The sequence below is a fragment of the Ruminococcus flavefaciens genome, assembly GCF_900116855.1.
In the GTDB taxonomy this organism is placed as follows: Bacteria; Bacillota; Clostridia; order Oscillospirales; family Ruminococcaceae; genus Ruminococcus; species Ruminococcus flavefaciens_R.
Map to the genome: position 1 here is coordinate 1 of NZ_UETD01000015.1, position 23,357 is coordinate 23,357.

The 23,357-nt window shown below is 49.7% G+C and carries 27 protein-coding genes and 1 rRNA gene; 8 read left to right on the forward strand and 20 right to left on the reverse strand.

What is annotated here, in order from left to right; genetic code table 11:
* The 20 genes from DSZ37_RS14985 to DSZ37_RS15080 all read right to left on the reverse strand — a co-directional run.
* Positions 1-229: ribosomal RNA gene (locus DSZ37_RS14985) — 16S ribosomal RNA — on the reverse strand; the annotation flags it as partial.
* Positions 230-668: 439 nt separating this feature from the next.
* Positions 669-1,085 (reverse strand): hypothetical protein, encoded by a 417-nt coding sequence (locus DSZ37_RS14990; RefSeq protein ID WP_109727686.1) that lies wholly within the window; start codon positions 1,083-1,085, stop codon positions 669-671.
* A 15-nt stretch (positions 1,086-1,100) separates the two neighbouring features.
* Positions 1,101-1,628 (reverse strand): hypothetical protein, encoded by a 528-nt coding sequence (locus tag DSZ37_RS14995; protein ID WP_146198200.1) that lies wholly within the window; start codon positions 1,626-1,628, stop codon positions 1,101-1,103.
* Between the two features lie 38 nt (positions 1,629-1,666).
* Positions 1,667-2,209 (reverse strand): hypothetical protein, encoded by a 543-nt coding sequence (locus DSZ37_RS15000; protein ID WP_109727688.1) that lies wholly within the window; start codon positions 2,207-2,209, stop codon positions 1,667-1,669.
* A gap of 103 nt (positions 2,210-2,312) precedes the next feature.
* Positions 2,313-3,221 carry an ornithine carbamoyltransferase gene (gene argF / locus DSZ37_RS15005; RefSeq protein ID WP_109727689.1) on the reverse strand — a complete coding sequence of 303 codons (909 nt, stop codon included), beginning with the start codon at positions 3,219-3,221 and terminating at the stop codon, positions 2,313-2,315.
* 29 nt (positions 3,222-3,250) lie between these two features.
* Positions 3,251-3,715, reverse strand: coding sequence for a hypothetical protein (locus DSZ37_RS15010; protein WP_109727690.1), 465 nt, complete (start codon positions 3,713-3,715; stop codon positions 3,251-3,253).
* A gap of 2 nt (positions 3,716-3,717) precedes the next feature.
* Positions 3,718-4,887: an aspartate aminotransferase family protein gene (locus tag DSZ37_RS15015; RefSeq protein ID WP_109727691.1), complete on the reverse strand. Its 1,170-nt coding sequence runs from the start codon at positions 4,885-4,887 to the stop codon at positions 3,718-3,720.
* 146 nt (positions 4,888-5,033) lie between these two features.
* Entirely contained in the window at positions 5,034-5,900 is an 867-nt protein-coding gene (gene argB, locus DSZ37_RS15020; protein ID WP_028519895.1) for an acetylglutamate kinase, read from the reverse strand.
* Between the two features lie 25 nt (positions 5,901-5,925).
* Positions 5,926-6,615 carry a hypothetical protein gene (locus DSZ37_RS15025; protein ID WP_146198201.1) on the reverse strand — a complete coding sequence of 230 codons (690 nt, stop codon included), beginning with the start codon at positions 6,613-6,615 and terminating at the stop codon, positions 5,926-5,928.
* Positions 6,616-6,656: 41 nt separating this feature from the next.
* Complete coding sequence (locus DSZ37_RS15030; RefSeq protein ID WP_112308507.1) at positions 6,657-7,319, reverse strand: hypothetical protein; 663 nt, start codon at positions 7,317-7,319, stop codon at positions 6,657-6,659.
* Between the two features lie 33 nt (positions 7,320-7,352).
* On the reverse strand, positions 7,353-8,078 hold the full coding sequence (locus DSZ37_RS15035) for a hypothetical protein (RefSeq protein ID WP_109727694.1): 726 nt from the start codon (positions 8,076-8,078) through the stop codon (positions 7,353-7,355).
* Positions 8,079-8,095: 17 nt separating this feature from the next.
* Entirely contained in the window at positions 8,096-8,806 is a 711-nt protein-coding gene (locus DSZ37_RS15040) for a hypothetical protein (protein WP_109727695.1), read from the reverse strand.
* Positions 8,807-8,822: 16 nt separating this feature from the next.
* On the reverse strand, positions 8,823-9,452 hold the full coding sequence (locus tag DSZ37_RS15045) for a hypothetical protein (protein WP_109727696.1): 630 nt from the start codon (positions 9,450-9,452) through the stop codon (positions 8,823-8,825).
* 31 nt (positions 9,453-9,483) lie between these two features.
* Positions 9,484-10,779, reverse strand: a complete 1,296-nt coding sequence (argJ, locus tag DSZ37_RS15050; protein ID WP_109727697.1) for a bifunctional glutamate N-acetyltransferase/amino-acid acetyltransferase ArgJ — start codon at positions 10,777-10,779, stop codon at positions 9,484-9,486.
* On the reverse strand, positions 10,766-11,194 hold the full coding sequence (locus tag DSZ37_RS15055; RefSeq protein WP_109727698.1) for a contact-dependent growth inhibition system immunity protein: 429 nt from the start codon (positions 11,192-11,194) through the stop codon (positions 10,766-10,768). The genes argJ and DSZ37_RS15055 overlap by 14 nt, the downstream gene beginning before the upstream one ends.
* A 28-nt stretch (positions 11,195-11,222) precedes the next feature.
* Positions 11,223-12,176: an N-acetyl-gamma-glutamyl-phosphate reductase gene (gene argC, locus DSZ37_RS15060; protein ID WP_109727699.1), complete on the reverse strand. Its 954-nt coding sequence runs from the start codon at positions 12,174-12,176 to the stop codon at positions 11,223-11,225.
* A 200-nt stretch (positions 12,177-12,376) separates the two neighbouring features.
* Positions 12,377-12,625 (reverse strand): hypothetical protein, encoded by a 249-nt coding sequence (locus DSZ37_RS15065; RefSeq protein ID WP_109727700.1) that lies wholly within the window; start codon positions 12,623-12,625, stop codon positions 12,377-12,379.
* Position 12,626: 1 nt separating this feature from the next.
* Positions 12,627-14,006, reverse strand: coding sequence for an argininosuccinate lyase (gene argH / locus DSZ37_RS15070; protein WP_109727701.1), 1,380 nt, complete (start codon positions 14,004-14,006; stop codon positions 12,627-12,629).
* Positions 14,007-14,019: 13 nt separating this feature from the next.
* The gene (locus DSZ37_RS15075; protein ID WP_431768069.1) at positions 14,020-14,463 is read right to left on the reverse strand and encodes a GNAT family N-acetyltransferase; all 444 of its coding nucleotides are present in this window, start codon (positions 14,461-14,463) and stop codon (positions 14,020-14,022) included.
* Positions 14,464-14,640: 177 nt separating this feature from the next.
* Positions 14,641-15,876 carry an argininosuccinate synthase gene (locus DSZ37_RS15080; RefSeq protein WP_109727702.1) on the reverse strand — a complete coding sequence of 412 codons (1,236 nt, stop codon included), beginning with the start codon at positions 15,874-15,876 and terminating at the stop codon, positions 14,641-14,643.
* A gap of 391 nt (positions 15,877-16,267) precedes the next feature.
* On the opposite strand from DSZ37_RS15080, the gene DSZ37_RS15085 reads away from it, so the two are divergent.
* The 8 genes from DSZ37_RS15085 (at position 16,268) to DSZ37_RS15120 (ending at position 23,207) form a co-directional block, all read left to right on the forward strand.
* Complete coding sequence (locus DSZ37_RS15085) at positions 16,268-17,212, forward strand: L-lactate dehydrogenase (RefSeq protein WP_181380337.1); 945 nt, start codon at positions 16,268-16,270, stop codon at positions 17,210-17,212.
* An 80-nt stretch (positions 17,213-17,292) separates the two neighbouring features.
* Positions 17,293-18,468 carry an NAD(P)-dependent malic enzyme gene (locus tag DSZ37_RS15090; RefSeq protein ID WP_109727704.1) on the forward strand — a complete coding sequence of 392 codons (1,176 nt, stop codon included), beginning with the start codon at positions 17,293-17,295 and terminating at the stop codon, positions 18,466-18,468.
* Positions 18,469-18,628: 160 nt separating this feature from the next.
* Positions 18,629-19,708, forward strand: coding sequence for a suppressor of fused domain protein (locus DSZ37_RS15095; protein ID WP_109727705.1), 1,080 nt, complete (start codon positions 18,629-18,631; stop codon positions 19,706-19,708).
* 72 nt (positions 19,709-19,780) lie between these two features.
* Entirely contained in the window at positions 19,781-20,029 is a 249-nt protein-coding gene (locus tag DSZ37_RS15100) for a hypothetical protein (RefSeq protein ID WP_109727706.1), read from the forward strand.
* A gap of 16 nt (positions 20,030-20,045) precedes the next feature.
* Positions 20,046-21,245: a [FeFe] hydrogenase H-cluster maturation GTPase HydF gene (hydF, locus tag DSZ37_RS15105; RefSeq protein WP_109727707.1), complete on the forward strand. Its 1,200-nt coding sequence runs from the start codon at positions 20,046-20,048 to the stop codon at positions 21,243-21,245.
* The gene (locus DSZ37_RS15110) at positions 21,242-21,646 is read left to right on the forward strand and encodes a DUF2809 domain-containing protein (protein ID WP_109727708.1); all 405 of its coding nucleotides are present in this window, start codon (positions 21,242-21,244) and stop codon (positions 21,644-21,646) included. The genes hydF and DSZ37_RS15110 overlap by 4 nt, the downstream gene beginning before the upstream one ends.
* A complete protein-coding gene (locus DSZ37_RS15115; RefSeq protein WP_109727709.1) occupies positions 21,627-22,751 on the forward strand; it encodes an acyltransferase family protein in 1,125 nt (374 codons plus the stop codon). Before DSZ37_RS15110 ends, DSZ37_RS15115 begins: the two co-directional genes overlap by 20 nt.
* A 108-nt stretch (positions 22,752-22,859) precedes the next feature.
* Entirely contained in the window at positions 22,860-23,207 is a 348-nt protein-coding gene (locus DSZ37_RS15120; protein WP_028519914.1) for a type II toxin-antitoxin system PemK/MazF family toxin, read from the forward strand.
* The last annotated feature ends 150 nt before the right edge of the window (positions 23,208-23,357 follow it).

The following is a 23,357-nucleotide window of genomic DNA, read 5'->3' on the forward strand; positions in this document are numbered from 1 at the left end:
TCTTTGAGTGATAAATCTTTGGTAGTCCTATCATGCGGTAAAACTACGTTATGAGGTATTACCATCCGTTTCCAGAAGCTATCCCTCTCTCAAAGGCAGGTTGCTCACGTGTTACTCACCCGTCCGCCACTAAGATAATCTAAGTAAACTCAAATTATCTCCGTTCGACTTGCATGTGTTAAGCGTGCCGCCAGCGTTCGTCCTGAGCCAGGATCAAACTCTTTATTAAAGTTGTATATATCAGATGCTTTCGCATCTAAAATATCGATCCTAATTCATAACGCTTGCGTTATTACTCTTCGTGTTTTTTTAAGTCTTTTCTTGACTTCCCTTTATCTTCATAAAGGAATCTCAAGGGTCGTTACTTTTTTATTCGCATTGTTCAATTTTCAAGATGCTGTTTCCTCTGCCTCTCTGAGACAGCTTTAATATTATATCACAGTTTCTTTTCTTTGTCAATACCTTTTTGAAAAATTTTCTGTGATTTTTTTCGCCGTTCTCTTTCCGTTTACGCTCCCACGCTGCGCCAGCAGGCTTACTGTTTGCGTCCCCTCGAGGCGACTTAATTATTATAGCACGGCAGGAAGGTTTTGTCAACTAAAAAAGCAGCGGTTGAATCGTGAGCTTTTTATCTATTATTACTCCATATGCCGTTTCATATGCCAAGCTCACTTCACCAGCAGAAATCTCAGTGCAAATATGACTGCCATGACCACCAGAGCTGCCGTAATAGTTATATGCCTGCTGACATCTGCCTCAAATTTGAACTTTTTCGGGTCCTTGGGATCGCAGAGTATCAGGTGGGTGGAGCCTATTTTCAAAGGCTGGGTATAGGCTGCACTATCCTTCTCCTCATACACCTTGCCATTCACCTCATAGCGCAGAGTATGGGTATAATGGCTGATACGCTTGGCAGTCACTATAATATAGCTGAAAACACCTGCTCTTTTCGTGACTGCCGCTGCGTCAGTCACCTCAGCCTTTGCAATCACGCCGAACTTCTTATAATACAGAAGCCGCGCAAGGTAAACTCCTCCTGCAAGAGCGATAATGCCGCCCACGCAGGCAAGTATGATGTCTCTCATGTTTCACCTCATTTATCAGAATATGCTTTCTTCGCCGACGTCCAGCCCCTTCGCCTTATCCGGGTACAGAGCCTCGGCGTACTTGTATATCTTCATAATATCAATGTCATCAGCTTCGCCCTTCAGCAGCTTTCTGAGCTCGGGCGCACCGACGTTCACCTTCAGACTGCTCTCGTCTTCATAGCCGTCCTTCTTGCTTATAAACACCAGATCAAGGGAATACACCGTTCCGCCCCTTGCACGGTGAGGCTGTACACAGCAGGAAAAGCTCTCAGTCTTTGCAAGGTCTATCTCCCAGCTGTAAAACAGCCATATACACCTGATAACGCCGTCGTCCCCAAGCTTTACCAGTGTTTTTGTCGAGCCCACCGCCACCAGCAGCAGTAAACCGACTGCCATTCCCGCTAAACTCCCCACCAGTGCATAGTCCGCCATCTTTTCATTGTAAGAAAGACACATCGGCAGCAGCCACAGTCCGAAAGACAGCACCACCGTTATCCCCGTTATCATTGGCGGTATGTATTTTATCCTTAATGTTTTCATAAATGATACCCCCATATCATCAGTTAAAGCCCCTATGCTTACTTCATATTCAGCATACCGCCTGCCTTTTCGGGATATCTCTCCTCAAGGAATCGGTATACATCTGCAAGGGGAAGGCTCCCCTTGTAGTCGCCGTGCTTTATATCCAGCTGACTCACATTCAGCACATCGTTTATGCGCTTTCTGCACCTGATACCGAAAAGTCCCGTCTGCTCAAAGCTCAGCTCCATGGCAGAAGCGCTGCCATCAAGGCTGCGGTCAAGATTTTCCGTGAAGTATATTATTTCGCAGCGGAATTGTGTGACTTTTTCCATTCTTATCCTGTTGTGCCTGCAAAAGCCCCACCAGTTCACTTCGTTTTCGTCGTATCGGACAGTCCTTTTGAAGTACAGATTTATTCCGCGGCGTCCCAGCGCCACTATGAGCACCACGGGCATGAACACCGCAAACAGCAGTATCATCGGCAGAACGGATATATCCATCATTATAGACAATATCAGCACAGCTATCAGCGGAAGCTCCAGCCCAAACATTTTCCATACAAAGCCTGTTATCACAGACTCAACTTTAACTTTTTTCATTTTTCTCCTATATCATTTGCAAAAAGCGGACAGCCCGTAAACTGTCCGCTTGAATTTACCCCTTTGTGCAGAGAATCCCCTGCATAAATACGTCTTTAACGGCTCAGTCTGCCATGAGCTTTACCATTACAGCCTTCTGAGCGTGGAGACGGTTCTCGGCTTCCTCGAATATCTCATTTGCGTGAGACTCGAATACCTTCTCTGTGATCTCCTCCTCGCGGTGTGCAGGGAGACAGTGGAGCACCATAGCGTCTGCATGAGCCTGAGCCATGAGCTCGTCGTTGATTTGGTAGCCTGCGAAAGCCTTCTTACGCTTCTCGGCTTCGCCCTCCTGACCCATGGAAGCCCATACGTCAGTAATGAGAACGTCTGCGTCCTTTGCAGCGACAACAGGAGAATTTGTCATCTCGAACTTGTCGCCGTACTTAGCAGCAAACTCCAGTATCTCAACAGGGGGCTGATAGTCGTCGGGGCAGGCGATAGAAACGCTCATGCCCACCTTCAGGCAGCCTACGATAAGAGAATTAGCCATATTGTTTCCGTCACCGATGAAGCACATCTTCAGTCCGTCAAAGCTTCCCTTGAACTCGCGGATAGTCATAAGGTCAGCCAGTACCTGACAGGGATGACAGAAATCGGTAAGTCCGTTGATTATCGGGATAGAGCCGTACTGAGCAAGGTCCTCGACCTCCTTCTGCTCGAAGGTACGGATCATGATACCGTCAAGGTAGCGCGAGAGAACTCGTGCTGTGTCCTGAACGGGCTCTCCGCGTCCGATCTGGAGATCGTTGGAGGAGAGAAACAGCGGATATCCGCCCAGCTGATACATACCTGTCTCGAATGAGACACGGGTACGGGTAGAAGCCTTCTGGAATATCATTCCGAGGGTCTTGCCCTTGAGGTGGGGATGTGGGATACCGTGCTTCAGCTCGTACTTGAGCTGATCTGCAAGATTAAGTATGTCTATGATCTCATCTGTACTGAGATCCAGCATTTTAAGTAAGTGCTTCATAATATTTATCCTTTCAAAATTCAGTATATTTACTTGTTCATCTCGCCGAAGGCTTTGTCTATCGCAACGGCGAAAAGCGGAATGTAATCATCAAAGGCGGTGTTCTCTATCTCTATGCTGTACTGGAACTCGCCGTTCACAGCGGAAAGAGTATGGATATGCCCGACGCTGGTGCCGTTTCTGATTATCTCAAATTCTTTTCTGTCCTTGCTTCTGAGCTCGAATGAGAACTCCTTGCCTCTTGCCACAATGGTGGGATCGAGGAAAAGCGACTTGCACTCCATGGAAAGGAACACATTATCGTTGAGTATTATGGTAAACCCCGGCTTTTTGTCGTCGCCTGTCTGAACGAGAGTATAAAGGTTATAATAGTTGCTTGCGTCCATGAGATTATATCTCGAACCGAAGCCTTTTTTTCTGACGCTGTATAAGACTTTGCCTGTTTTGTCAGTGGCTACATATTTGTTACCCTTGCCTGTTACCTGCAGCTCCATAATCATTCCTCCAGTACCTCTATCAGAATTTTCAGTCCGTCCTTCAGCTCATCGTAGGAAATATTCAGCGGCGGCAGGAGTCTTGCCTTCTTCTTTGCGGTGAGTATGAGCAGCCCCTTTTCAAGAGCCCTTGCAGCCACATCGTGAGCATCCTTGGTCTTCAGCGTAATGCCTATCATGAGACCAAGCCCGCTTATGCCTGCGACCTCGCTGCACTTCTCAAGCTCGCCCTTTATGAACTCTGCCTTTTTGCCTACCTCATCGAGGAAGCCGTCGCTTTCGATGGTATCAAGAACAGCCAGACCGCCTGCACAGGCAATGGGGTTGCCGCCGAATGTAGTTCCGTGAGTACCCGGTGTCAGGACTCCGCTGCACTTTTCATTCACAAGGCAGACGCCCATGGGCAAACCGCCTGCGATACCCTTTGCAAGTGTGGTGATATCGGCTTTTCTGCCGTAGTGTTCTCCTGCGAGGAATTTACCTGTACGTCCCACGCCTGTCTGCACCTCATCGGCGATGACAAGGATATCCTTGGGAGCGCAGAGTTCATAGACCGCATCAACGAACTCCTTATCGAGCTTATTGACGCCGCCCTCGCCCTGAACGTACTCCATCATTACCGCACATACCGACTTATCCTCAAGCTTAGCCTTCAGGTCGTCGATGTCGTTGGCGATAACGTTCACGAAGCCTTCTACGAACGGAAAGAAGTAATTGTGGAACACATCCTGTCCCGTAGCGGAAAGGGTAGCGATAGTTCTGCCGTGGAAGGAATTTACAAGGGTGATTATAGTATGTCTGCCCTTGCCGTATTTATCGAAGCTGTACTTCCTTGCCACCTTGATAGCACACTCATTTGCCTCGGCACCGCTGTTACAGAAGAATACCGACTTATAGCCCGTGATATTGCAGAGCCTGTCGGCGAGATCCGCCTGAACCGCCGTATAGTAGTAATTTGAACTGTGCTGGAGAGTACGCACCTGAGCGCATACCGCGTCAGCCCATTTTTCGTCGCAGTAGCCGAGGGAATTTGTACCGATGCCGCTTCCGAAATCGATGTATTCCCTGCCGTTTTCGTCCGTACAGCGCCTGCCGCTTCCCTTTTCCATTACCAGCGGATAGCGTCCGTAGGACTGCATAACGTGCGAATTAAATTTATCAATGGTATTCATAAAGTCCTCCTTATGGCAGACTGCCTATCGGACTTTTTCAGACACACTATTATTATAACGCTGAAAGGCAGTCAAAATCAATCTTTGAAGTTTTATTATAAGTAAATTTTTTGTATACAAGTAAATTATTTTACGAGAAGTATCTCTCACACGAACTGTGTGCCGATGCCCTCGTTGGAAAGTATCTCGATAAGGATAGAGTGCGGAACTCGTCCGTCGATGATAACTGTCTTGCTTACGCCGCGTCTGACAGCCTCAACACAGCAGTCTATCTTTGGTATCATGCCGCCCGAGATTATGCCCTGTCTCTTGAGGAAGGGCACCTCGCTGACGTTGACCTCGGGGATAAGTGTGGACGGGTCATCCTTATCGCGGAGAAGTCCTGCGATATCAGTCATGAGGATGAGATTCTCGGCGCCAAGCTCAGCGGCAATTCTTGCAGCAGCCGTATCGGCGTTGATATTATATGTATTGCCCTCCTCATCGGTGGCAACTGTTGCGATAACGGGGATATTGCCGTTTGCAAGAGCATCTGTGATAGGCTTTGTGTTGACCTTTGTTATCTCGCCTACCCAGCCAAGGTCCTGACCGTCGTCGGTCTTTTTCTTTTCAGCCATGAGCATCTCACCGTCAATACCGCAGAGTCCAACAGCGCTGCCCTTATGCTGAGCCAGAAGCTGTACCAGCTCCTTGTTGACCTTGCCCGAGAGCACCATCTTTACCACATCAACGGTGGCGTCATCGGTATATCTGAGACCGTTGATAAATCTGCTCTCGATATTGAGCTTTTTGAGCATATCGCTTATCTCGGGACCGCCGCCGTGTACAAGGACTACCTTTACACCCACCAGCGACAGGAGGACGATATCTGTCATAACAGCGTCCTTGAGCTCCTTGTTGGTCATGGCGTTTCCGCCGTACTTGATAACGAGTATCTTGTTATTATACTTCTGTATATACGGCAGTGCGTCAATGAGCACCTGTGATTTCTCGTTATTTGATATCTTTTCCATTTTTCCTTTACTCCCTTTATATATGTTATTGATACTGACATGGAATATGATTCCTGATAGCATCATCGAGTATCTGAGCTACACGCGCGGCGTCCTTTACATCCGGTATGATAACTAATCCTTTGGACGGCTCGCTGCCATACGCCTTTGTTTTCATAGTTATCGTGCCTGTGCTGCCGCTTTTCAGAGTACACTTCACATCAGTGATACACTCATAGATGACCTGCTGCATATGGCCGTAAGCCACGATGATCAGCCTTTTATCTGTAATGGCGTAATCTACGTTCTTTGTCTTTGAGACTCCCCATATTATGATCGCCACCACTATTCCTAAGACCGCGATCGGCATCAGCAAATATGGTATGATTATCAGAAAACCGATGCTTTCAAAAATAACGTTGCTGAAGAACATCGTCATTATTATACCCACAGCGAACATACCCGCGAACACCTTTGCCAGCTTGGAGAATTTTTGGGCTTTATTAATCATTTTCTCACTTTCCAGAGGGTTCTGCTCATCTCCGATTCCGCCTCCGAAGGCGTATAATATCTGCTCGCCCATGTCAAGATACGGCGTGAAAAGCCGTTCAAAGTATTCGGAGGTCAGCTGTTTTGGTGCGTTTTGTGTTCTGTCGGCAGGCTTGCCGTAAACTTCACTGTCAAAGTAATTTTCTATGTATTCATACTCCTCGTTATCGTTTTTGCTTCCAAACACGGTCCTCACCGCCCTTTCGCTTAATATGCTGTCCGCCATGATCAGCGGGAAGCCTTATATATTCCTATACTGTCCTCGATGATCTGCTTTACCCGCTGCGGATCGTCCACATCACGGAGCGTCATGATCCTGACCGCGGTCACAGGATCATTCAGCACCGATGTAACAGTAACAGTTCCCTTATTGCCGTTTTCATCTGTCACGCTGACATCAGTGATACTCTCGAAGCTCACCTGATCCGGCTCACCCGACTGAAGTTTCAGTATCCTTTTGTTTGTAATGGCATAATCCGCGCTGCCGAAGAGCTTTCCCAGCACTATTGCGATGGCGGTGATCATTATTATAAGAGCTATCGGCATGATAAATATCAGCACGAACGGCAATATTTCCATCAGTATAAGTGCGATAAACAGTGCAAGGATCAGCGCGACCGCTGTTACGGAAACAAACGTAAGGAGCTTTTTTCGCCGGACTTTTTGTCTTGCCGTGGGAGCTCCGAGATTTCCCATTCCTCTGCCGCAGACGTACTTTATCCGCTCGCCGCTTCCGAGGTAGGAGCTGAACTCCTCCTCCAGAGCTTCGGGGCTTGCGGACTTCCGCTCTTTTTCATTGCCGTCGGGGAGTTCCGTGGGATATCCGCCGTAATATTCCGGGGAGGCACTGTAATTATATTCGTCAGTGTCTTCTCTGCTTCTTCCGGGCACGTTTCCCACCGTCCTTTCTCAGCCTTTCGCGAGTCATCGGTTCCTCGGAGCATTTGCACCGCGTACGGCATCCGAGAGTATCCTGCTGACTCTTGCAGGATCGTGGACCTTGCCTATCCGACAGGAGTACGGTGCGCCGTTAGGTCCTCTCATACTGTTGTTTTCAAAGGTCACATATCCGATATTTCCCTGCTGTGAGATGTATCTGACATTTGACAATGACCTCAGGTGATAATTGGTCACCTTTCCGCCTTGCAGCATGATCACCCTTATATCGGTAATGGCATAGAGCGCATCAAATACTCCCGAAAGGCAAAGCGCCGAAATGATTATAACAACTATGCCTATCAATGAAAGTACACAGGTCACTGCGCCCACGGTGGTCAGGATGATACCAATGATCAGCCCTATGACAGCGCCCTTCCTTGAAGCCGTAGGATCGTCCTTGGCAGCAGGGCTCTGCTTGTCATGGCCGCCCACCCATAAGATATGCTCATTAGCCGTGAGATATGGCTGGAACCTGCTCTCGATGCTTGTGTAGTTATCGTAGGACCTCTGCTCATAATCAGCGTCCTCGTAGGTCTGCTCGTGACTGTGGTCGCACTCTCTGACGTTGTTCACATTGCTGTATGACTGCTCGTGACTGTGGTCGCATTCCGCTCTGTATTCCTTGGACGGAGCTATATAGTCATCATCATATTTCGAGGCATATTTCTCGTTATATTCATCGTAGTCCTCGTTTTTCTTCCTTCCGAACACGCTGACACCGCCTTTCGCTACTTTTTATTTATACGGGCTCCTGCAGAAGCGTCCTCGATTATACGCTTTACTCTGGGAGCATCGCTTATCTTGTACATCGTGAAAACTCTCGTTCTGTCCTTGCGGCATGGGGAACTGTTTACGGGAAAATCCAGATTCAGCTTCACCAAGCCGCTTGCCGAACCGAGACTGCTGGCATATTGTATCCATCCGAGAGGGATAGACATATTTTTGCCGCCCTGCACAGCTATTACCCTGATATCGGTAACAGCATAGGCATTCACATTTTCCAGTATCATCAAGCATATCCCTAATGTCAGGATCAAGATGCCCAGAATACACACCCACTCTGCGATCAGACCGCCAAGAAAGAACATCGCCGTGCCCCCTATAAGCAGTGTATTTCCCGTGGCTTTCTTGTTTTTGAACGCTCTCGGGCTGCCGCCTGCCCAGAGCAGATGCTCATTGGGAGCCAGCAGTTTTTCCATGCTGTTTTCAAGGCCGACACGTTTATCGTAGGGCTTCTGCTCCGTGTCTGCGTCCTCGTAGGTCTGTTCGTGACTGTGGCCGCACTCTCTGACCTCGTTTATATCGCTGTAAGACTGCTCGTGACTGTGATCACATTCTTCTCTGTACTCCTTTGAGGGAGCTATATAATCGTCATCGTATTTCGAGGCGTACTTCTCGTTATAGTCATCGTAGTCCTCGTTGTTTTTCCTGCCGAACATCTTCTTTCCCCCTATATCACATACCTGCGGTCATTTGTCTGAACGACTGACCTTCGATCTCTATCTCGGGAATGCCTGCTTTTTTTCTGGCTGTTTCTATCTGCTTTCTTATGATATCATCAATATGCAGAGGTCCCTTTATCGAACAGAATACCGCACCTACGCTGCTTCCTCCGAAAGGACCGGAAGCTCTATATATCGTGATATGACCAACAGCAGGTGCTGTCTTTTCGATCGATATCCTGCATATCTCCGTAAGGTCGATAGAACTCACATTTTTACCGGTTATAGCAATGACACGCTTGTCGGTAAGAGCATATTTGCCTTTTTTTATACGTCGTTTTCTGCTTTTTATCGTTTTTATCAGATAGACCAGTCCTGTGATGATAAACAGACTCATAACGGAACAGTGTAAGATCATATCTGACGCCGGTCTCTTTTCCCTTACAGCAAGGATGATAAAAAACACTCCGACCACTACATATGAGATACCGAAATTCCACATAAGGGAAAGCACGAAAAGATTGATCTTTTTATGGGACCTTGCACACCAGATCAGCTCCTCATCGGGGAGCAGCAGTCCGCGAAAAGTCATTTCAAGCTCATAACTCTCATATTCATGGCTGATACCGCTGTTCTCTGCCATACATATCCCCCTGTTTCCCGAAAGTAATGTATCAGCTTCTGTAATCGCCGTTTATCTTGACGTAATCATAGGTAAGGTCACAGCCCCATGTGATAGCCTTGCCCTTGCCGTCGCCCAGAGAGATGAGGATCTTGATCTCCTCCTCCTTGAGTATCCTCTTGGCAAGCTCCTCTGAGAACTCAATGACGCAGCCCTTGCGTCCGAGAGGGATAACTCCGCCCTCAGAAGCCATTTCCACGTCTACCTTACTGATATCGAAATCAGCGTCGGCATAGCCCAGAGCGCAGAAGATACGTCCTGCGTTGGCGTCCTCGCCGAAGATCATAGCCTTTATGAGACTGGATGTTACGACGGACTTTGCTACCTTTTCTGCGATCTCATCGGTCTCTGCACCTCTTACAGCGCACTCGATGAGCTTTGTAGCGCCCTCGCCGTCCCTTGCCATCATTCTTGCAAGGTTCATGAGTATAGCATAGAGAGCGTGTCTGAACTTCTCATACTCGCCGTCCTCGGATGTAACAGGCTTGTTGCCTGCCTCGCCCGAAGCCATGATGCATACCATATCGTTTGTGGAGGTATCTCCGTCAACGCTTGCACGGTTGAGAGTTACCTTGATGATATCGCTGAGAGCCAGCTGTATCATCTCGGGAGAGATATCGGCATCGGTGGTAAGGAAGGTAAGTGTTGTAGCCATATTGGGGTGGATCATTCCGCTTCCCTTGAGCATACCGCCCATGGTACATATCTTTCCGCCCAGCTCGAACTGAACAGCTATCTCCTTCTCGCGTGTATCTGTGGTCATGATCGCCTCAAGAGCTCTCTTGTTGCCGTCATAGGTAAGACCGCCTGCAAGGTCGTCCATAGCGTTTGCGATGGGCTCGATGGGGAGCACCTGACCGATAACGCCTGTGGAAGCCACGATAACGTCGTTCTCATCTATGCCAAGAGCCTTGGCAGCCAGCTGACACATCTTTGTTGCCTTCTCAACGCCGTCGGGATTGCAGGTGTTGGCATTTACCGAGTTAACGATAACAGCCTTTGCCTTGCCGTCCTTGATATGCTCCTTGGTAACAAGTATGGGCGCGCCCTTTACCTTGTTTGTGGTATATACGGCAGCAGCGCTGCACATCTTGTCCGCAACTATGAGTGCAAGGTCGTTTTTCTTCTTTGCTGAGGGAAGTGCATTGTTGGCGGCAGCATTTGCCCCGTCCATGTCATTCAGGGGCTTGTGAGCAAGACCGCACTGAACGCCGTTGGCTCTGAAGCCCTTTGCGGCGCAGACTCCTCCCTCTACGAAAGTAATACCCTTTACATCAACAAGCTTCATGCTCTGTTTCCTCCTTGATCTTCTTTGCGAATTTCGCAACTATGTCCATATATTCCTCTTTTGCCTGCTCGCATTCCCAGTTGTGGGACTTTGCCATGAGGGCAGCGTTCTCGAGAACGGGCTCGACCTGATGATAGTAGAGCCTGAGGTATTTCTCCTTGCCCATAAAGAGGTTGTACATCAGCTGTCCCTCGAACATCTCGCCGATGAAGGGGTCATCGCTGAGCATTTCGATAGCTCTCTTTATCGCTACCTTTGAGCATATCTTCTGGCGGAGCATACGGCTGACGTCAGAGACATTGAGCTGATCCTTTGTTTTTTCCATGATAGTGTTGAACCACTCATCCACGGTATAGTCGATACCGTCGTCCTCGATAAGATCATATTCATAGATCTCTCTAAGCTTTTTACTCATTTTTATTTCCCCCCGATATAAAAACATATCATATTAATCCTGTGGTCTCGTCAATACCCATCATTATATTGAGGCACTGAACAGCAGCGCCGCTTGCTCCCTTTCCGAGATTGTCAAGACGTGAGCAGAGGAGTATCTGCTCGTCGCTGCCGAAAACGAAGACCTGCAATTTGTTTTGTCCGCTGAGAGTGTTGGATGCAAGGAAGAAGCTCTTCTGCTCCTCTGCGGACATAAGAGGCATTACCTCTATCATTTTTGCACCTGCATAGTGCTTTTCATACATCTCATGTACCTGCTGTGCGGTGACCTTCTTGTCAAGCATTCTTGTCTGTATCGGAACGCTTACCACCATACCGCTGTAATAATCGCATATCATAGGGCTGAACATGGGAGTGTAGGTGAGCCCCGATACAGCCTTCATCTCGGGCAGGTGCTTGTGCTGCTGAGAGAGTGCGTACATACGGGGACTGTTGAACTCATAGGGCTTATCCTCGCCCTCATATACCGCGATAGCCTTCTTGCCTGCTCCGCTGTAGCCTGATGTGGCATAGGCGAATACGGGGAAGTCCGCAGGGATAATGCCGCTGCTTACCAGCGGATAGACTATTGAAGCAAAGCCGCTTGCATAGCAGCCGGGAACAGCTACTCTGTTGGAGGTCTCTATCTTTGCTCTGTGAGCGGCAGAGAGCTCCGGGAAGCCGTAAGCCCAGTCGGGATTTGTACGGTGAGCCGTAGATGCGTCGATGATACGGACATGGTCGTTATCCTTATCGATGAAGGACACAGCCTCTCTGGAAGCGGCATCGGGCAGGCAGAGGAAAACATAGTCTGCGCTGTTTATAAGTCTTGCGCGCTCGGCGGGGTCCTTTCTCAGCTCCTCGCTGATTTTCATGATCTCAACGTCATTTCTTCCCTTGAAACGCTCCTGTATCTTGAGACCTGTGGTACCTTCCTGACCGTCTATATATACTTTAACTGACATTGTTTTTTCCTCCGTTTTCATGTCTTTCATAGTGGGCATCTTCACCTGCGAAGTGCCTGTTGTATCCGGGGCTCTGCCCCGAACCCTGCAAGGGCTGTCAGCCCTTGACCTGACCAAAGGGGTAGTGACCCCTTTGGAATCCTTTTCATATGATCAGCCGTCTTCTAAGGGCTAAAGGCTAAGGGCTAATGGCTAACGGCTCACTTCCTGCGCTTACCGACCTTTCTCTCATACTTTGCCTGCTTGGGATCCTTGGTGTCGGACTTGTCCTCAATCATGGAGTGCCAGACACTGACCCCGAGGGTAATTATAACTATGAGAGCGAACCAGAATATATGGGCACTGGGGATAACTGCCAGCCAGAGCCCCATTATCAGCTCGCCTATTCCCCATATAACGCCCATGAGGATGGTGAGACCGATAGTAAAGGTGACATCCTTTTTCTTCATATCAGAGACCCAGTGCCTTCTCCGCCAGAGCGATCTGCTCCTTTACAGCGTCGGGTGAGGGACCTCCCTCGGACTTGCGCTCGCGGACGCAGGTATCAAGGCTGATAGCCTCGTAAACGTCCTCGGTAAAGAGGTCTGTCATAGCCTGATAGTCCTCAAGGGGAAGGGTCTCGAGAGTGAGTCCCTTCTCGATGCACTGAGCAACGAGGGTGCCTGTTATCTTGTAAGCGTCACGGAAAGGCATACCCTTCTTAACGAGATAGTCTGCACAGTCCGTAGCGTTTATGAAGCCCTTTGCGGCAGCGTGTCTCATGTTGTCCTTGAGTACGCGCATAGTTGCCAGCATGGGAGTGAATGTCTTTACGCAGAGCTTCACGTTGTCAACGGCGTCGAATATAGCCTCCTTGTCCTCCTGCATATCCTTGTTATATGCAAGGGGAAGTCCCTTCATCATGGTGAGGAGGGTCATGAGGTCGCCGTTTACTCTGCCTGTCTTGCCGCGGATAAGCTCCGTAACATCGGGGTTCTTCTTCTGGGGCATGATGGAAGAGCCTGTTGCAAAGGCGTCGTCAAGCTCCACGAACTTGAACTCCCATGAGCACCAGAGGATTATTTCCTCGGAAAATCTTGAAAGGTGAGTCATCAGAAGCGACAGGGCGCAGCCCAGCTCCACGCAGTAGTCCCTGTCGGAAACACCGTCAAGGCTGTTGGGCATGGGAGCCGTAAAGCCGAGAAGCTCAGAGGTCTGCTTTCTGTTGGTCTTATATGTAGTACCTGCAAGAGCACCGCTGCCGAGAGGGCAGTAATTCATTCTCTTTGCGGTATCCTGAAGTCTTTCCATATCGCGGAGGAGCATCCACACATACGCCATAAGGTGATGTGCAAGTGTGATGGGCTGTGCTCTCTGTAAATGAGTATATCCGGGCATTATGGTCTCGGTGTGATCCTTAGCCATATTCACCAGAGTAACAGCCAGCTCCTTGACCATAGCGTATATCTCGTCTATCTCGTCGCGGAGGTAGAGTCTCAGGTCAACTGCCACCTGATCGTTTCTTGAACGTGAGGTGTGGAGCCTCTTTCCAACGTCGCCGAGACGCTTTGTCAGCTCCGCCTCAACGAACATATGGATATCCTCGGCGTTGGGGTCAAGCTCCAGCTTGCCGCTGTCAATATCGGCGAGGATGCCCTTGAGCCCCTCGATGATAGTGAGGCTGTCCTCCTTGGTTATGATACCGCAGTCTCCCAGCATTGTTGCGTGGGCTATACTGCCCTGTATATCGTGACGGTACATACGTCCGTCAAAGGCTATTGAAGAATTGAAAGCGTTGACGCCTGCGTCCACCTGCTTTGAAAATCTTCCTGCCCACATCATATCTGCCATTGCTTTTACTCCTTTATGTGTCTATTCTCACGATATCTGCGAGAGAAATGTTTCTGTATGTAAGGTCATCTCTTACAGTGAATCCGACCTTTTCCCAGAATGCGTTGCCGTTCTCATTTCTTGAAAACACCACCAGTGCGACCTTGTTTATACCGAGCGACTTCAGCGCATTCAATGCCTTGTCAACAAGCTCGGAGCCTATCCCACGGCGTCTGTAGTCAGGGTTTACAGCCGTATGATAGATGTAGCCTCTTCTTCCGTCATTGCCGGCAATGATAACTCCGGCTATGCTGCCGTCTTCCTCTGCAACGAAACAGGTCTCCGGATTTCTTGCGAGGTACTTCTCTATACCCTCTCTTGAATCGTCAAGATTGTTCAGTCCCATTCCGGCACAGGAAAGCCACAGTGCATAGACCTTATCGTAGTCATCGATGGTCATGACTCTTACGTTCACCATGTTATCCCCGCCCTTTTCAATTCATAATTCATAATGCTCAATTCATAATTATTCGTTCAGCAATGCTTTAATTATGCATTATGCATTATGAATTATGCATTCTATTAAATCGTAACAGGCAGGAGAAGGCTCCCCTGCCTGAAACTGATATATACTTATATTGCGGCTGAAATAGAATTACTTGTTGTTTCTCTTCTTGTCCAGCTGAGCTCTAACCTTTATCGGGAGACCGAAGAGGTTGATGAAGCCTGCTGCGTCAGCCTGATTGTAAACCTCATCCTCGTCGAATGTTGCAACTTCCTCATCGTAGAGAGTATAGGGTGAAGTAACGCCTGCATTGATGATGTTGCCCTTGTAGAGCTTGAGCTTAACGTCGCCTGTAACTCTCTCCTGAGTCTTGTCTACGAAAGCTGTAAGAGCTTCACGGAGAGGTGTGTACCACTGACCGTTGTAAACGATGTCAGCGAACTTGATTCCGAGGTACTGCTTAACACGAGCTGTCTCCTTGTCGAGAGTGATGGTCTCGAGAACCTCGTGTGCATGGTAAAGGATAGCACCGCCGGGAGTCTCGTAAACGCCTCTTGACTTCATACCAACGAGACGGTTCTCAACGAGATCAGCAAGACCGATACCGTTCTCGCCGCCAAGCTTGTTGAGAGCTGATACCATTTCAACGCCGTTGAGTGTCTTGCCGTCCAGCATTGTGGGAACGCCCTTCTCGAAGTGGAGAGTGATGTATGTGGGCTTGTCGGGAGCGTCGATAGGTGAAACGCCCATTTCAAGGAAGCCCTTCTTCTCGTACTGAGGCTCGTTTGCAGGATCCTCAAGGTCAAGACCCTCGTGTGAGAGGTGCCAGATGTTCTTGTCCTTGGAGTAGTTTGTCTCTCTGTTTATCTTCAGGGGGATGTTGTGAGCCTCTGCGTAGTCGATCTCCTCGTCACGGCTCTTGATGTCCCATTCTCTCCAGGGAGCGATGATAGTCATTTCGGGAGCGAATGCCTTGATAGCCAACTCAAATCTTACCTGATCGTTGCCCTTTCCTGTGCAGCCGTGGCAGATAGCGTCAGCGCCCTCAGCCAGAGCGATCTCAGCGATGCGCTTTGCGATGATGGGACGAGCGAATGATGTACCCAGCATATATCTGTTCTCATAGATAGCGCCTGCCTGAACTGTGGGGTAAACATAGTCCTGGATGAACTCCTCCTTGAGGTCTGCGATGATGAGCTTGGAAGCGCCTGTCTTGATAGCCTTCTCCTCGAGACCGTCAAGCTCTGTACCCTGTCCTACGTCACCTGAAACAGCGATAACCTCGCAGTTGTTGTAGTTTTCCTTGAGCCACGGGATGATGATAGATGTATCAAGACCGCCCGAATATGCGAGAACTACCTTTTTGATATCCTTCTTATTAGCCATTGTGATTACCTCCTGAATATTGAGCGCCGTATACACAGCGCGTATTTGCGATATAACTCTATTATACTACATAAGAAGATAATGTCAAGAGGATTTGCATAAATATTCATTTTTGCGGCAAATATTCGCGTTTGTATGAATATTATTCATTCATAAGCCTTGCGCAATTAGGTAGTGCCAATTCCTGCTCTCATTAATCCCCGAGTGAAAAAGCTTTGTTAAATCCCGAAGTGTTTTGTATGAAATTCCGATTTTTCCGCAGAAGAAGTGATTTAACTTGATATTTTCGTGCTTTACTATTATAATAAACTTGTATATAGCTCTGCAAAGTGTTAAAGATTATAGAGAAAAAAGGCAGAGTATCCCTATTTTAAGTATGGAGGTCTATATTATGGCTGAAAAGAACGGAACGAAGATAACTATACTCGGCGCAGGCAATGTAGGCGCATCTGTGGCATACACATTCGCAGTGGCAGGCACCTGTTCCGACATCGTCCTCGTTGACATAAACAAGGCAAAGGCAAAGGGCGAGGCTATGGATATCCGTCAGGGCGTATCCTTCGGCGAAAACGTCGAGGTTTTCGACGGCGGCTATGAGGACGCAAAGGACTCCGATATCGTAGTAGTTACCCTCGGACTTGCAAGAAAGCCCGGTCAGACACGTCTTGACCTTGCTCAGACCAATGTCAATATCATCAAGGAAGTTATGCCTCAGGTGGCTAAGTATGCTCCCGACGCTATCTATGTCGTTGTCAGCAACCCTGTTGATATACTTACATATACCATACTCAAGTGTACAGACTTAAAGCCCAGTCAGGTCATCGGCTCGGGTACAGCTCTCGACACCTCACGTCTCCGCTCCATCATCGCAGATCATGTGGGACTCTCTCCCAACAGCATCCACGCTTATGTTTTCGGTGAGCACGGCGACTCCTCATTCATACCGTGGTCCATCATGAACATCGCAGGTGTTCCCGTTGATGAGTACTGCGCCGATCAGGATCATGCCGATCTTGACGAGGACGAGATCATCGAGGAGGTCCGCAAGGCAGGTGCAGAGGTCATCAAGAGAAAGGGCGCTACATTCTACGCAATCGCTATGAGCGTAAACAAGATCTGTGACACTGTTCTCCGCGACTCAAAGAACATCATCACAGTATCAACAATGATAAATGACAGATACGGTATCAATGATGTATGTCTCAGCCTTCCCTGCGTTATCGGAAGCAACGGCATCGAGAGAGAGGTCTCTCCCAAGCTGACAGACGCAGAGGTAGAGAAGCTTCAGGCAAGTGCCAAGGCACTCAGAAGCGTTATCGACCAGATCGAGTTCTGATCACCGCCTGTATATGCAAATCATCGGCGGAGGACTTAGGTTCTCCGCCTTAAAACTGTAATAACGAAAGGAATACCTATATGAATTACGCAGAAGAATCACTTAAAAAACACTATGAATGGCAGGGCAAGATCGAAGTTATCTGCCGCGCTCCCCTTGAGACAAGAGACGACCTCTCACTGGCTTACACCCCCGGTGTTGCACAGCCCTGTCTCGAGATACAGAAGGACGTAGACAAGAGCTATGAGCTCACACGCCGCTCAAACCTTGTTGCAGTTGTAACCGACGGTACAGCTGTTCTCGGTCTCGGCGACATCGGCCCCGAGGCAGGTATGCCCGTTATGGAGGGCAAGTGCGCTCTGTTCAAGGCATTCGGTGACGTAGACGCAGTTCCCCTGTGTGTACGCTCAAAGGAAGTTGACGATATCGTTAACACAGTCCGCCTCCTTGCAGGCTCATTCGGCGGCGTAAATCTGGAAGACATCTCCGCTCCCCGCTGCTTCGAGATCGAGAAGAAGCTGAAGGAGTGCTGCGATATCCCGATATTCCACGATGACCAGCACGGTACAGCAGTAGTTACTCTCGCAGCTATGCTCAACGCCCTCAAGGTAGTAGGCAAGAAGCTGGACGAGATAAGAGTCGTTACCAGCGGCGCAGGTGCAGCAGGTATCGCTATCATCAAGCTCCTCATCTCCATGGGTCTCAAGGACGTTGTTCTCTGCGACAGGAACGGAGCTATCTACAAGGGACGTCCCGAGGGCATGAACCCCATGAAGGACGAAATGGCTGAGATAACCAACCAGCAGATGAGAAAGGGCAGCCTTGAAGAAGTTATCAAGGGCGCAGATGTGTTCATCGGCGTATCAGCTCCCGGCTGTGTAACTCCCGAAATGGTAAAGAGCATGGCTCCCGACCCCATCCTTTTCCCCATGGCTAACCCCACTCCCGAGATAATGCCCGAGGAGGCAAAGGCAGCAGGCGCCGCAGTTGTTGGCACAGGAAGAAGCGACTTCCCCAACCAGATAAACAACGTTCTGGCATTCCCCGGAATTTTCCGCGGAGCTCTTGACGTCCGTGCAAGCGACATCAACGACGCTATGAAGATAGCTGCCGCTAAGGCTATCGCTTCATTCGTTACAGACGACAAGCTCAGCGCAGATTATATCATCCCCAGCGCACTGGACAAGTCCGTAGCGCAGGCAGTTGCAAAGGCTGTTGCACAGGCTGCAAAGGACACAGGCGTAGCAAGAATCTAAGGCAGGGTGCCCCCGCAGGCTGTTTCGCGGTATAGATATCAAAACCGACAGTTTATCTCCGCGGCGCTTGCTTTATCGCATATTATATGTTATAATTGAGCCGTGGAGCGTCTTGCTCCACGGCTTTTGTTAAATGATATAAAGGATCAAGGAGAAAACAATGAGTGAGATAATTTTTGAATCACATTCGCCCATCTGCGACATCAGCGCAGTTATCGAAGAAGACGACAGCACATACTATATGTACCTTATGACAGCTCCCGAGACAGGAGTAAAGCTGCTCAGGGCACTGTGGGTGTGCAACCGCCGCCCTGCTCCCGAGACGTTTGATCCTCAGTGCATGAAGGACGGAAAAGCCCCCATGCTGCCCAAGGAAAACTTAGCTCCCATACACCCTGCGGCAGGCATAACCCTCAACCCCGACAAGCTCTCCTGTTACTGGTACGACACCGGCGACTCCGCAGCCATCTTCTACGGAGACAAGCTGCTCTGCGCTATCCCACCCTATGCAGGACTTCACGACTTCCCCGGATTTTCCGTATTTGCCAAGGGTCAGACACGCTACGCATGGGGTATGCCCGAGACACCTGCTTTTGCAGAGCGCGCCAAGGGACTGAAGACCTTCTGGGAAAACATTAAAGCCGACGATTCATGGCCCGAGATACAGGACGAGTGCCTGAGAGTCATCGAGGAGTTCTACGGCAGCAAGCATGAAAAATACTACGCCATAGACGGCGGACAGTTTCCGCCAAAGGCTCTTGCACAGGGCAGAAAAAACGGCGTTATCTACGGTATCACACTTGGCGTCAGCCAGTTCGCAATGCCCCGTTCCGAGATGGTGTTCGGCAGCCACTATGAGGACTGCAACCGTATAGAACTGGGATTTGCAGCACAGGAGCGCCATGAGCCCCTGACACAGATGATGTTCTCTGTCATCTCAGATGTGGCGAATATGCCGTGGAACGAGCAGAACTTCCTCTGGCACGGCCATACATTCGATTTCCCCAATATAAAGGGCTTTTCACAGATAGTCCTGATAAATCCCGTCTACATAGAGGGCATGGAGTGTCCTAAGTGGAGAAAATTCATCGGCAACCGCGTTAATCTTCTCTGGCTGGTCCCCATTACCTCGGATGAGTTTGCAGCCCTCCGCGAGATAGGCATAGCAGAGCTTCTGAAGAAGTGCCCCGACCCTCAGCATCTGCACATCTTCGACGGCAAGCCGAAATTCTCGCTGTGACCGATGCTGTAAATCCCGAGCGGCACTGAAAAAAGATACCGGTCACTTAAATATCTTTTCAAGGAGATCAACATGGGCATGGTAATGAAGGACGTGGGAGATATGCCATGGGACGAACGCAGCTTCCTCTGGCACGGTCATACCTTCGACTTTCCCAATATCCGCAGATTTGCAGCAATGCTGTTCATCAATCCCATATACATCGAGGGCATTGAGGAGCTTATAAAGCAGTGCCCTGCACCAAAATTAATGCATATTTTCTCGGGAATACTGAAATTTCTGCCGTATTCGGCTTCCCCGGATTTTGTACGCATGAGCTAAAAGCAGGTGAATAAAAATGAGTCTTAACGACACACCGTCATCGGAGAGAGTCCACATCGGCTTCTTCGGGCGGAGAAATGCAGGAAAATCCAGCGTAGTAAACGCTGTTACGGGACAGGAGCTGTCAGTGGTGTCCGATGTAAAGGGCACCACCACCGACCCCGTCACCAAGGCTATGGAGCTGCTCCCATTGGGCCCCGTGGTCATAATAGATACTCCCGGATTTGACGATGAGGGAGAGCTGGGCGAGCTGAGAGTCCGCAAAACAAAGCAGATACTCAACAGGACCGACCTTGCGGTGCTGATAGTTGACGGCACCGTGGGGCTCACCGACACCGAGCGCCAGCTCATCGGCATTTTCACGGAAAAGAACATTCCATATCTGACCGTATACAACAAGTCCGATATCGCGCAGAAGCGCGTCTGTCAGGACAACGAGACCGAAGTCAGCGCTCTCACGGGCGAAAACATCTATGAGCTGAAGGAGCGCATTGCCGCCCTTGCGAAGCTGCCCTCCGCAGAAAAGCGCATAGTGGGCGACCTGCTCAGTCCCTGCGACATGGTGGTGCTGGTAACGCCCATAGACGCAGCCGCTCCCAAGGGAAGAATGATACTGCCGCAGGTACAGACTCTCCGCGACGTCCTTGACGCCGACGCCATGGCAGTATTCACCAAGGAGCACCAGCTGGCAGAAACCCTCGGAAAGCTTTCCGCGCCGCCGAAAATGGTCATAACCGACAGTCAGGCATTTGCCATGGTCAGCAAAACAGTCCCCGAGGACATTCCGCTGACCTCTTTCTCCATACTCATGGCGCGGTACAAGGGCTTCCTTGAGACCGCCATCAAGGGCGCAGCCGCCATAAGGTCCCTTGAGGACGGGGCAAAAGTGCTCATATCCGAGGGCTGCACCCATCACCGTCAGTGCGGTGATATCGGCAGCGTAAAGCTGCCTGCGCTGCTGAAAAAGTACACAGGCAAGGATATTGACATCGCTCTCAGCTCGGGACGGGATTTCCCCGAGGACCTTTCTCCCTACAGCCTTGTGATACACTGCGGAGGCTGTATGCTGGGCGAGCGCGAGATGACCTATCGGCGCAAGACCGCCGAGGATCAGAACGTTCCTTTCACCAACTACGGTATCGCCATTGCCATGATGAACGGCATACTCAGACGCAGTCTGGGCGTGTTCCCCGACCTTGCAAAGGAGATAGAATGAAAGCGCGGCTCCCTTATATCATCGGATTTCTCCTGCTTCTGGGAGTTGAGGTCTGTATCGGAGTTTTCCGCTTCAACCACTTTATCCGCTCCTACATCGGCGATGTCATAGTGGTATGGGTCATATACTGCCTGCTCAGGAGCTTTGTTCCCAAGAGATTCAATTCCTGCGCAGTCGCCGTGGGGATACTGGTATTCTCCTTTGCGGTGGAGTTCCTCCAGAAGGCACATATCGCCGATATCCTCGGCGTTGAAAATCCGCTTCTCCGCACGCTTATCGGCACCAGCTTTGCCGTTGAGGACCTGTGGAGCTACACCGCAGGAACACTTGTGACCATCATAGAGATATTTATATACAGACGGCTCACTGAAAGGAGCAGACATGGCACAAAAAAAGACTGACAAAAGGGACAGCCGCCTCACTGCCATTGACGGCATGAAGGGCATAGGTGCCTGTATCATAGCATTTTTCTGGCACTATCAGCACTTCAAGCCGCAGAACGGCTCTCCCTTTTTCTCGATATTTCCCGTTTCCTACAAAAGCGGCTACCTCATGGTGGAGCTGTTCTTCATGCTGTCTGGCTTCGGCATGATGCTGGGCTATTCCGAAAGAGTCACGGGGCACCTTATAAGCTTCCGTGAATTCATAGTAAAGCGGCTGAAAAAGGTATATCCGCCCTTTCTTTTCTTCACAGCGCTGACCATAGTGCTGGAGCTGATATACCGTCATCGCTGCGGCGAGACCTTTGTCTACGGGAACTTCGACCTGCAGCATCTGTTCCAGAACCTGCTGCTCATGCAGGACGGAGTTTTCGGCACAGACTGGTCCTTTGACGCGCCGTCATGGTGCATAAGCATATGTATGCTGTGCTATCTGCTGTTCTACCTGATACTCTATCACGCAAAGAACGAGCGCCGCGCCTGCTATATCTTCTTCGGCACCTTTCTCATAGGCATGGCGATGATACTCTCAAAGAAGGAGCTTCCCCTGTGGAACAGCCTTGTGGGCAGAGGTATCGCCTGCTTCTCCGTTGGAGCTGTGCTCTGTCAGATATACAGACACCGTGAGAAGTTCAGGTCGCAGCGGCTTGGCTATATCTGTCTCGGCATAGCTGTTATTTCCTATCTTGCGGCAAGGCTGAGACCCGAATTCACAGGCGATGTCACCACTGCCTTCATCATAGGCACAGCGCCCTCGCTGATACTTGCAGTGCTGCTCATACCGTGGCTCCGCGCTATACTGGGCTTCCGTCCCCTTGCAATACTGGGAGAGCTCTCCATAGTGATATACCTTGTACACTTCCCCGTACAGTGCGCCATAGCGGTGCTGAACGAGTATATGTCCCTCGGACTTGACTTCTCCACCAAAGCGGTATGGCTCAGCTACGCCGCGGTAGTTCTCATATCAGCCGCAGTTTACAGATACCTGATCTCCTCACCTGCGGAAAAGCTCATATGCGGATTCTTCGCAAAGAAAAAGACCGCAGACAGCAAAAAAGCGGCATAAGCAAAAGCGCTCCCCGAAGCATATAATGAAAAGAAGCTGTATAAACTCAGTCTCAAAGGCAATAATAAGAACATCAGCTGAAATTCATAATATATCGGGAGAATTGATATGCCAGTCAGAAGAGGAGAAATATATTACGCCGACCTGAGCCCCGTAGTAGGCTCGGAACAGGGCGGCATCAGACCTGTACTTATAGTCCAGAACGACGTGGGCAACAGGCACAGTCCCACGGTCATCGCGGCTGCAATAACCAGTCAGCGCGACAAGAACCGACTGCCCACACATATAGAGGTGCAGGCGGATAAATGCGGTCTCGCCAAGGACAGCATAGTGCTGCTGGAGCAGATACGCACCATCGACAAGAAGCGGCTCAAGGACAAAATGGGCGAGCTGGACCTTAACTCCATGAACAAGGTGGACACTGCCCTGTCCATAAGCTTCGGACTTGAAATATGATGAAAAATCGGGATCCTGCTTTGCAAGGTCCCGATTTAGTTTATAGCTGAGAGTTCAGAGCTGAAAGCTGTGGAGCCGCCTGCGGCGGCAATATTTAAATATTGTGAACGAAGCGAACACATTGACTCTCCACTCTCAGCTTTCATCTCT

What these genes read in the sequence shown, in the direction of transcription:
- DSZ37_RS14990 (WP_109727686.1), bottom strand. Translation starts at nt 1,085, where the DNA reads ATGAGAGACATCATACTTGCCTGCGTGGGCGGCATTATCGCTCTTGCA.
- DSZ37_RS14995 (WP_146198200.1), bottom strand. Translation starts at nt 1,628, where the DNA reads ATGAAAACATTAAGGATAAAATACATACCGCCAATGATAACGGGGATA.
- DSZ37_RS15000 (WP_109727688.1), bottom strand. Translation starts at nt 2,209, where the DNA reads ATGAAAAAAGTTAAAGTTGAGTCTGTGATAACAGGCTTTGTATGGAAA.
- argF (WP_109727689.1), bottom strand. Translation starts at nt 3,221, where the DNA reads ATGAAGCACTTACTTAAAATGCTGGATCTCAGTACAGATGAGATCATA.
- DSZ37_RS15010 (WP_109727690.1), bottom strand. Translation starts at nt 3,715, where the DNA reads ATGGAGCTGCAGGTAACAGGCAAGGGTAACAAATATGTAGCCACTGAC.
- DSZ37_RS15015 (WP_109727691.1), bottom strand. Translation starts at nt 4,887, where the DNA reads ATGAATACCATTGATAAATTTAATTCGCACGTTATGCAGTCCTACGGA.
- argB (WP_028519895.1), bottom strand. Translation starts at nt 5,900, where the DNA reads ATGGAAAAGATATCAAATAACGAGAAATCACAGGTGCTCATTGACGCA.
- DSZ37_RS15040 (WP_109727695.1), bottom strand. Translation starts at nt 8,806, where the DNA reads ATGTTCGGCAGGAAAAACAACGAGGACTACGATGACTATAACGAGAAG.
- DSZ37_RS15045 (WP_109727696.1), bottom strand. Translation starts at nt 9,452, where the DNA reads ATGGCAGAGAACAGCGGTATCAGCCATGAATATGAGAGTTATGAGCTT.
- argJ (WP_109727697.1), bottom strand. Translation starts at nt 10,779, where the DNA reads ATGAAGCTTGTTGATGTAAAGGGTATTACTTTCGTAGAGGGAGGAGTC.
- DSZ37_RS15055 (WP_109727698.1), bottom strand. Translation starts at nt 11,194, where the DNA reads ATGAGTAAAAAGCTTAGAGAGATCTATGAATATGATCTTATCGAGGAC.
- argC (WP_109727699.1), bottom strand. Translation starts at nt 12,176, where the DNA reads ATGTCAGTTAAAGTATATATAGACGGTCAGGAAGGTACCACAGGTCTC.
- DSZ37_RS15065 (WP_109727700.1), bottom strand. Translation starts at nt 12,625, where the DNA reads ATGAAGAAAAAGGATGTCACCTTTACTATCGGTCTCACCATCCTCATG.
- argH (WP_109727701.1), bottom strand. Translation starts at nt 14,006, where the DNA reads ATGGCAGATATGATGTGGGCAGGAAGATTTTCAAAGCAGGTGGACGCA.
- DSZ37_RS15075 (WP_431768069.1), bottom strand. Translation starts at nt 14,463, where the DNA reads ATGGTGAACGTAAGAGTCATGACCATCGATGACTACGATAAGGTCTAT.
- DSZ37_RS15080 (WP_109727702.1), bottom strand. Translation starts at nt 15,876, where the DNA reads ATGGCTAATAAGAAGGATATCAAAAAGGTAGTTCTCGCATATTCGGGC.
- DSZ37_RS15085 (WP_181380337.1), top strand. Translation starts at nt 16,268, where the DNA reads ATGGCTGAAAAGAACGGAACGAAGATAACTATACTCGGCGCAGGCAAT.
- DSZ37_RS15090 (WP_109727704.1), top strand. Translation starts at nt 17,293, where the DNA reads ATGAATTACGCAGAAGAATCACTTAAAAAACACTATGAATGGCAGGGC.
- DSZ37_RS15095 (WP_109727705.1), top strand. Translation starts at nt 18,629, where the DNA reads ATGAGTGAGATAATTTTTGAATCACATTCGCCCATCTGCGACATCAGC.
- DSZ37_RS15100 (WP_109727706.1), top strand. Translation starts at nt 19,781, where the DNA reads ATGGGCATGGTAATGAAGGACGTGGGAGATATGCCATGGGACGAACGC.
- hydF (WP_109727707.1), top strand. Translation starts at nt 20,046, where the DNA reads ATGAGTCTTAACGACACACCGTCATCGGAGAGAGTCCACATCGGCTTC.
- DSZ37_RS15110 (WP_109727708.1), top strand. Translation starts at nt 21,242, where the DNA reads ATGAAAGCGCGGCTCCCTTATATCATCGGATTTCTCCTGCTTCTGGGA.
- DSZ37_RS15115 (WP_109727709.1), top strand. Translation starts at nt 21,627, where the DNA reads ATGGCACAAAAAAAGACTGACAAAAGGGACAGCCGCCTCACTGCCATT.
- DSZ37_RS15120 (WP_028519914.1), top strand. Translation starts at nt 22,860, where the DNA reads ATGCCAGTCAGAAGAGGAGAAATATATTACGCCGACCTGAGCCCCGTA.